Raw genomic sequence first — 7632 nt, 5'->3', positions numbered from 1 at the left:
AGACCAGCGAGCTAATTTGGCAAGACACTCAGCACCAAGAGCTTTTCAGGCTGATTGATGCCTTGAAGGCCCCTAATTCCGGCCAAGAAATCTTTACCCGGCTGTCCAGCTACGCCGACCACCACTTCTGTCTCGAAGAAGCCTACATGCTCCAACTTAACTACCCCAAAACCGAAGCCCATATTAAAGCGCACAATCAATTTCGTGATGAACTGGATGACATGGTAAACAGTATGGGTAAGTTTGACGCTCTGGTTCGTGAATCTATTTCAATATTTCTGCGAGAGTGGTTACAAAGACATGTATTCGGCATCGACAAGGACTTTGAAGCGTTTGTACTGAAGTCGAAGGTAAAATAACAAAACAGGATACCAATGAAAAACATCACTCACCCAGCCTCGCCCGTTATCCTTGAACAAAAGCCTCCTAACCTCTCTAAGGTGAATTTTGATCAAGCTCTCATTGAATCAAAAAGCCAATACACAAAAGCACTTAAAAGCTGCCAGGAGCGCCTTCTCCAAATCCAACAAGCCTATTATCGACAAGGCAAACGAGCAATTATCGTGTTTGAAGGTTGGGACGCCTCAGGTAAAGGTGGGGTAATTAGGCGAATTAGCGAAAAGCTCGACCCCCGCGGTTTTAGGGTCTATCCGATATCAGCGCCTCACCCCGATGAGCAAGGCCGACACTACCTGTATCGCTTTCAAACCCGTCTTCCCAAGCCAGGCACCTTAGCCATTTTTGACCGTTCTTATTACGGCCGGGTGCTTGTCGAGCGAGTAGAAGGCTTTGCACCAGAAACAGCTTGGCAGAGAGCTTATCAAGAAATAAATGAATTTGAGCGAATGTTGACTGATGACGGCGTGCACCTGATCAAGTTCTTTTTACATATCACGCCCGAAGAACAACTTAAGCGTTTTGAACTACGTTTAAACACACCAGAAAAGCAATGGAAGCTAACAGAAGAAGACATCCGAAATAGGCTAAAATGGGACGATTACACACACGCAAGCAACGATATGTTCCGTTTCACTAGTACCGAAGCATCACCCTGGAACGTAGTACCCGCTAATCATAAGTGGAGCATGCGAGTTGCTGTCATGCAGAAGCTGAATGATCAGCTTGTGAAAGGTGTTGATATCACACCACCCGCTCTCGACCCAAAGCTGGTCAAAGCTGCCAAGAAGCATTTGGGTCTAGAAATTTAGGCAGGAGTGATTTACTTCTGCTTCGCTTCAAAAGCTTCGAGCTGCTGAGGCGTTGCCTTCAATTGATGCTTCTCTTTCCATTCAGAATAAGGCATACCATAAACGGCTTTACGCGCCTGATCATAGTCAATTTCAACACTTTGCTCTTCGCCAGCGGCCATGTACCATTTTGCTAAGCAGTTACGACAGAAGTCAGCCAGAATCATTAGGTCGATATTTTGCACTTCTTTGTGGTCGTCAAAGTGTTTTAGCAGTCGACGAAAAGCGGCCGCTTCGATCTCGGTACGTTGTTGATCGCTCATATTTTCAAATGCGGTATTTACAGACATATTATCCCTTAATATTGTTTAATTAGTGCGCCAAGGCTATCGGTTTTTTTGTAGATAGTATCAGAAGCACGCTTATTTTTTCTGAAATGTGCGCCACAAATACTGGGCTCACTGAGACTTTACTTCAGACTCTAAGTAGTCGAGCAAAAATTCTTGCTCTAGAGGTTTGGAAAAGTAATAACCCTGCAGTTTTTCCACGCCTAACTCAACGAGTTTACGACACTGAGCCTCAGTTTCCACCCCCTCAGCCACAACATCAAACTTGAGCAAGCGCGCGGCATGCGTAACAGCTGTCACAATAGCAAAACCACTCGTATCCAACTTCGTGATAAATGATCGATCAATTTTTACCGTATTTACCGCTAAATCCTGCATAGCGGATAATGAAGAGTATCCTGTTCCAAAGTCATCAATCGAAACTTTGATACCACGTGACTGTATAGCCGAAATGGTCTCCATCATCTTTTCAGTATCTTTGGCAAATACTGATTCTGTAATTTCCAAGTAGATGAGCGAAGGGTCAATACCACTTTCTTGTACAGCTTCATCAACTATGCTCAAGAAGTCAGAATCCTCTAATTGAATCACTGAAACATTAATACAAACTGAAACCCGCCTCAGACTTTGCCACGCAAGCGCAACTTTACACGACTCTTTAAGAACCCATACGCCTATTCGATGTATTGAACCGTACTGTTCAGCAATTTTGATGAACTCATCAGGAGGGATGCTCTTACCTTCAAAATCCCATCTCAATAAAGCTTCAAATGCGATGTTCTTACTATTATTTGTTGATACGATCGGTTGAAAAACAAGACGCATCTGATCCTTATCAATCGCATCATTTAATCCTTTTTTCAGTTCAAGCTCATATTGGTGTTTAGCTTCCATTTCTGGTGTGAACACACAAACTTTTGAGGGTTTTGTTTTTTTCTGGTGATACATTGCCGTATCAGCAAACTGAATCAACCTGCTTTCAGAGCGCTCATGCTCGGGATATAAGCTAATCCCAACCGTCGCGCTAACCGGCAATATCCCCTCATTTGATTGATGTTCATGAGATAAAATTTCAATTATCTCGTAGGCCTGTGAGATGGCTTTTTCACTACTACAATCTTCAATGGCAATCAGGAACTCATCACCGCCCCAACGGCATAACAAACTTTCATTGGCAACTTTTTCACGAAGCCGTCGAGCACTTTCTTCTAAAATTTGATCCCCTACCTTATGCCCATAGGTATCGTTTACTTTCTTAAAACCGTCAAGGTCTATAAATAATAAACTCAGGGTGCTCCTTTTCTCATCACTTGCCTGCAAACTCGCTTTAAGGTTCTTCAGAAAAGAGTTCCTATTGTGCAAATGGGTTAGTGAGTCTAAATTAGAAAGCTCATAAATTTTCTGCGTTCTCTGCTCTACTTTTTGTTCCATACGATTTACTAACAAGGCATTTTCATTCTTTAAAGCAATCGCATCTCGAGCAAAGTTTGCTGACTTAGCTGAAATGATGAGCATCACGAGACTATAGCTAAGCCCTAACACACCAATATTCTGATCGGTCGCGTCGTTACTGAGTAAGAACACCACCGACACAGGACACAACAAGGCAAAGGTATAAAACATGGACGTAAGTTTATGAGCAGCCAACACAATAGCCGACCCACCGGCCATCCCTGAAATCACAATTATAATCGTTACCTTCTCAACCAAGGGACTATAACTCACAGCATAAGCGGCATAGCTAGACCACATTAAGGCCGTTAGATTGACCCCATAAATAAAGCGTCTGACTGACCTTTTGCCGTCGTAGTGAGTCTTCGATAAATGCTTCTTCCAGGATACCCAGTCAATCAGCCTAACAAGCAGTAAACTCATCATCCCTAACCACCAGGTAATTTTAAACTCTTGCAGAACAGGATTATCGTAAAAATAAACTAAAAAGCTGGAAGCAATAATCGATATTAATATGCCAGAAAAGGCATTCCCATAAAGAAGCTCAGCAGCATCACGTTGATCATCATATGAAAGTAAGTCTTGAGTACTGCGCTGCACATGTCACCTAAACTAAGTTATTTCAAGATTGATAAGAATTCTTAAGCGCCCGGACTACACAAAATTATGGCGCACGTAGACTACCATGCTGTAGGCGCACAAAATTGCTCATTTCGTGAACAATTGCAACAAATTCGCCCATCACACAAAAGCCATCATATCTAGCTTGCCTTTCGGAATTTATAATGCGGTAATTGTAGTACATGATTACCATATACCTAAAATAAGACCTTCAACTAAAAGGATTTAGTGATGTCGATAAAAGACTGGCCCGAGGATGAGCGGCCTAGAGAAAAACTCCTCAAATTTGGTTCACAAAGTCTGAGCGATGCCGAGTTACTTGCCATATTTTTACGCGTCGGCACGCGCGGGCAAAGCGCTATTGAACTGGCGCGCGCCTTAATCCGGCACTTTGGCTCGTTACGACAGCTAATTGGTGCAAGCCAAAAGCAGTTCTGCGCTCATCCCGGCATGGGCCCAGCCAAGTACACTCAATTACAAGCTACGCTGGAAATGAGCAAGCGATGCTTTCATCATGAAATTCAGGAAAGCGATGCGCTTACCAGCCCTGAAGCAACTCGCAACTTCTTACGCAGTGCGATTATCCACAAGAAGCAAGAAGTATTCGGCTGCCTGTTTTTAAACAACCAGCACCAAGTATTGAAGTTCGAAGAACTATTTCAGGGAACAATAGATTCTGCCTCGGTTTACCCACGCGAGGTCGTCGGCAAAGTGATTGAAAACAATGCCGCTGCCGTTATCTTTTGTCACAACCACCCTTCCGGTTCAGCAAAACCGAGCCAAGCCGATATTGAGCTTACCCGACGTTTAGTTAAAGCTTTGGAGTTGATTGACGTACGCGTGCTCGATCATATGATTGTCGCGGGTTCTCTTGTCGTGAGCATGGCTGAGCTGGGGCTGCTATAAACATTAGCCAAAGCCTTTCAAGCCACCTTGGCCTTCACCAAGATAGGCAGCACCATAGACACCCGCCGAATCCCCGAGCTTTGCGCAAACGATCGGGGTTTTGGCGTGTTCGGTAAATACATGCGCTGCCATCCGCTCATTTATATCTGAATAGATCTCGATAATATTGGACATGCCACCGCCCAAAATAATGATCTGCGGGTCAAGTATATTAACCACCTGAGCAAGCGAAGCAGCCAGCTGGTTCAAGTAGCTTTGCCAAATATCTGCCGCCTTGGCATCTTTGGCTCTCATAGCCGAAATAATTTCTTCAGAGCTAAGTACCTGAGCGTACCTAAGATGATAGCTCATGGCTAAACCTGGCCCCGACAAGTAGGTTTCAATACAGTCTTTGCGACCACAATAGCAAAGCCTGCCTCTCTCTGGCTCGGGTAATTTATCCAACTCAAGAGCTGGCAGACAGTTATGTCCCCACTCCCCGGCAATGCTATGTAAGCCAGCTAACACTTTTCCGTTGACGACAAGGCCCGAACCAACACCCGTCCCAAGAATCACGCCAAAGCTAATCTCTGGCACTTGTGCGCCGAACCCTTCTTTGCCACTTCCTGCAAGTGTTTCAGCTAAGGCAAAGCAGTTTGCATCATTTTCCAGATAGACCTCACAAGCGAGTAGGCGCTTAAGATCCTCAAGCAAGGGTTTACCATTCAGTACCACGGAATTGCAGTTCTTCATTACTCTCGGCCCCGTCACGGAGTCTGTCAGTGCACCGGGCGCACCAATGCCAATTGCTTCACCCTGGCTCAAACCACAGACCTGTTTCGCCTCACCAACTAGACTCGCAATTGCCTGTAAGGTTTGCCCATAATCATTTTTTGGTGTTGCAACTCGTTGCCGCCAGAGAACTTTTTGACCGTCCAAGACAACAGCCTCTATTTTCGTACCACCGAGATCCACACCAAGTTTCATAAATCCCCTTCTATCAACCATCCACACCCAAATATGAGCGTCATTTTGTACCTGATAAAGCCGATACCACGTTACAAGTTTATACACATTTTTGAAAATATTTTTTGCGATTAAAAATGCTTTCTGGTATAAAGGCGGGCTCTTTAGTGAGGACTCCAAAAAAGGGTCCGATATTTGAATTTTTTTGAACGTGCTTTCAAGGGACGTTTCGAAGTTGGAGGCAAGGTTACAATGTCTAGAGTATGTCAGGTTACAGGCAAGCGCCCAGTAGCAGGAAACAACGTTTCACACGCAAAAAACCGCACACGTCGTCGTTTTTTGCCTAATTTACAATCTCACCGTTTTTGGGTTGAGGGCGAGAAGCGTTTTGTTAAGCTTCGTGTATCTACCAAAGGTATGCGTATTATCGATAAAAAAGGCATCGAGACAGTTCTTAGTGAACTACGTGCTCGCGGCGAGAAAGTTTAGGAGATTGAGCAATGCGTGATAAAATCCGTTTAGTTTCAAGCGCTGGTACTGGTCATTTCTACACGACTGACAAGAACAAGCGTAACATGCCAGAAAAGATGGAAATCAAAAAGTATGACCCAGTTGTGCGTAAGCACGTGGTCTACAAAGAAGCTAAAATCAAGTAAGATTTTCTACCTTTCGAGGTAGGCAGCTTATTGCTTCCATTGAAAAGCCCGACTTTATTGTCGGGTTTTTTGTGCCTGTCTATGTCTATATTTTCAAAGTTTCAAGCTAATAGCCTTTGGGTAGTTTTACCTCTAATTCGATGGGTAAATGGTCAGATACCGGAAACGTTACCACGCCCGCCCTCTTAACCAATAGGCTACGACTCACCAGAATATGATCTAAGGCCTTTTCAGGGCGCCAGCTAGGAAATGAATGAGATACGCCCGGCAAAGTCACCAAGCCGGCTCCTTTTAGCGGAGAGTCATGCAGTATTTTCTCGGCATGGGTATTCATGTCGCCCATCAACACCACATGGTTATAGTCATCAACCAAATCCCGAACAAAACGTAGCTGCTGTTTTTGGGCACTATCGCTGAGCGACAAGTGCATAATCACCAATACGATCGGATCTTCCTCTTTTCCGTACTCGGCAACAATCACGCCTCGGCCAGGTATTAAGCCAGGCAAGCGATGCTCTTCAACCTTGATTGGCCGGAAACGACTTAACAAGCCATTACTATGCTTTGCTACAGGACCAAAATTTCTATTTAACTGCTGATACCAAAACGGCAAACCTGCATTACTCGCAAGGTATTCGACCTGATTAATAAATCCGCTGCGCAAGCTACCGCCATCGACCTCCTGCAAAGCCACCATATCGTACTGACTAATCAGCTCAGCAATTTTATCCAGATTGTCTTGCCGCTTTTTGTGAGGCAAAACGTGCTGCCAACTACGTGTCAGATAGTGACGGTAGGAAGAGGTGGAAATACCCACTTGAATATTGAAGGTTAATAGTCGAATCGTTTTGTCTGTTTCAAGAAACGGGGTCTTTTTCAGTTCTTCAGGGTGCACCTGTTGCGATGCTGCGTTTTGTAGCGACTCATTGATCGGCGTAATCAGTTCACTGATACGATGTTTGATTCGTTGATACATAAACTAGAATTACCCTGTTTCACGACGACTATTCATTACCACATTAATCGGCCTTAACAACAGCATAAGCGGCCCTTATGATTTTCTCAAGGCAAAAAAAATGGGGCTCATCACCCCATTCTTAAAAACGACAAATCCGGCACTAGTTCTTCTTAGCTTCTCGTTCTTTATTAACCAGATAATTCGCAATCTTTACCATATTGCCAAAGCTGCCTGCGTCACGAACACCGATTTTGTATTTGCCATTAACAATCAAAGCCGGTACACCTGTAATACGCAACTTCTTGATCTTGTCTTGAGCTTTTTTGATCGCCTCATCTATCTTGGAAATCTTTCTAAACCCACTGGCCTCAAATACCTTATCAAAGTCTTCAGACTTTATGCCTTTATCCATAAACAAAACTTTTATGTCGTCTACGTCTTTATACTTCTTAGGGTTCGATACGATCTTATCGAATAAGTACTGGTGCATCTCTTTGTACACACCCAGGAACTCAGCTGCGTAATAAGCTTTTGCATGCTCTACCCAACCAGGGAAGGTT

Annotated in this window: 10 protein-coding genes; 5 read left to right on the top strand and 5 right to left on the bottom strand. The window is 44.1% G+C overall.

Features of this window, described 5'->3' with window-relative positions; all coding sequences use genetic code 11:
* On the top strand, positions 1–359 hold a 359-nt coding region (locus tag A3761_RS12585), incomplete at its 5' end, for a hemerythrin family protein (RefSeq protein ID WP_068750297.1).
* A gap of 15 nt (positions 360–374) precedes the next feature.
* A complete protein-coding gene (locus A3761_RS12580; RefSeq protein ID WP_068509287.1) occupies positions 375–1208 on the top strand; it encodes a polyphosphate kinase 2 family protein in 834 nt (277 codons plus the stop codon).
* 11 nt (positions 1209–1219) lie between these two features.
* Here A3761_RS12580 and A3761_RS12575 read toward each other — a convergent pair whose 3' ends face one another.
* Entirely contained in the window at positions 1220–1537 is a 318-nt protein-coding gene (locus A3761_RS12575; RefSeq protein ID WP_231872145.1) for a DUF1244 domain-containing protein, read from the bottom strand.
* A 108-nt stretch (positions 1538–1645) separates the two neighbouring features.
* Positions 1646–3586: a bifunctional diguanylate cyclase/phosphodiesterase gene (locus A3761_RS12570; protein ID WP_068552964.1), complete on the bottom strand. Its 1941-nt coding sequence runs from the start codon at positions 3584–3586 to the stop codon at positions 1646–1648.
* Positions 3587–3838: 252 nt separating this feature from the next.
* Here A3761_RS12570 and radC point away from each other — a divergent pair, with 252 nt between their 5' ends.
* Positions 3839–4513: a DNA repair protein RadC gene (radC, locus tag A3761_RS12565; protein ID WP_068552965.1), complete on the top strand. Its 675-nt coding sequence runs from the start codon at positions 3839–3841 to the stop codon at positions 4511–4513.
* Positions 4514–4516: 3 nt separating this feature from the next.
* On the opposite strand, the gene A3761_RS12560 is transcribed toward radC, so the two are convergent.
* Entirely contained in the window at positions 4517–5479 is a 963-nt protein-coding gene (locus A3761_RS12560; RefSeq protein ID WP_068510853.1) for an ROK family protein, read from the bottom strand.
* A gap of 231 nt (positions 5480–5710) precedes the next feature.
* Between A3761_RS12560 and rpmB the strand changes: the two genes are divergently transcribed.
* Positions 5711–5947: a 50S ribosomal protein L28 gene (rpmB, locus tag A3761_RS12555; protein WP_068510857.1), complete on the top strand. Its 237-nt coding sequence runs from the start codon at positions 5711–5713 to the stop codon at positions 5945–5947.
* Between the two features lie 11 nt (positions 5948–5958).
* The gene (gene rpmG / locus A3761_RS12550) at positions 5959–6114 is read left to right on the top strand and encodes a 50S ribosomal protein L33 (RefSeq protein ID WP_068510851.1); all 156 of its coding nucleotides are present in this window, start codon (positions 5959–5961) and stop codon (positions 6112–6114) included.
* A gap of 106 nt (positions 6115–6220) precedes the next feature.
* On the opposite strand, the gene A3761_RS12545 is transcribed toward rpmG, so the two are convergent.
* Both A3761_RS12545 and A3761_RS12540 read right to left on the bottom strand, forming a co-directional pair.
* Entirely contained in the window at positions 6221–7090 is an 870-nt protein-coding gene (locus A3761_RS12545) for an endonuclease/exonuclease/phosphatase family protein (protein WP_068509233.1), read from the bottom strand.
* Between the two features lie 142 nt (positions 7091–7232).
* A partial coding sequence (locus A3761_RS12540) for a DsbA family protein (protein ID WP_197473034.1) occupies positions 7233–7632 on the bottom strand: 400 nt, incomplete at its 5' end.

The sequence above is a fragment of the Oleiphilus sp. HI0123 genome, from assembly GCF_001635315.1.
The sequence above is the reverse complement of the archived record's forward strand: the minus strand, read 5'-3'. Positions and strand labels throughout refer to the sequence as shown.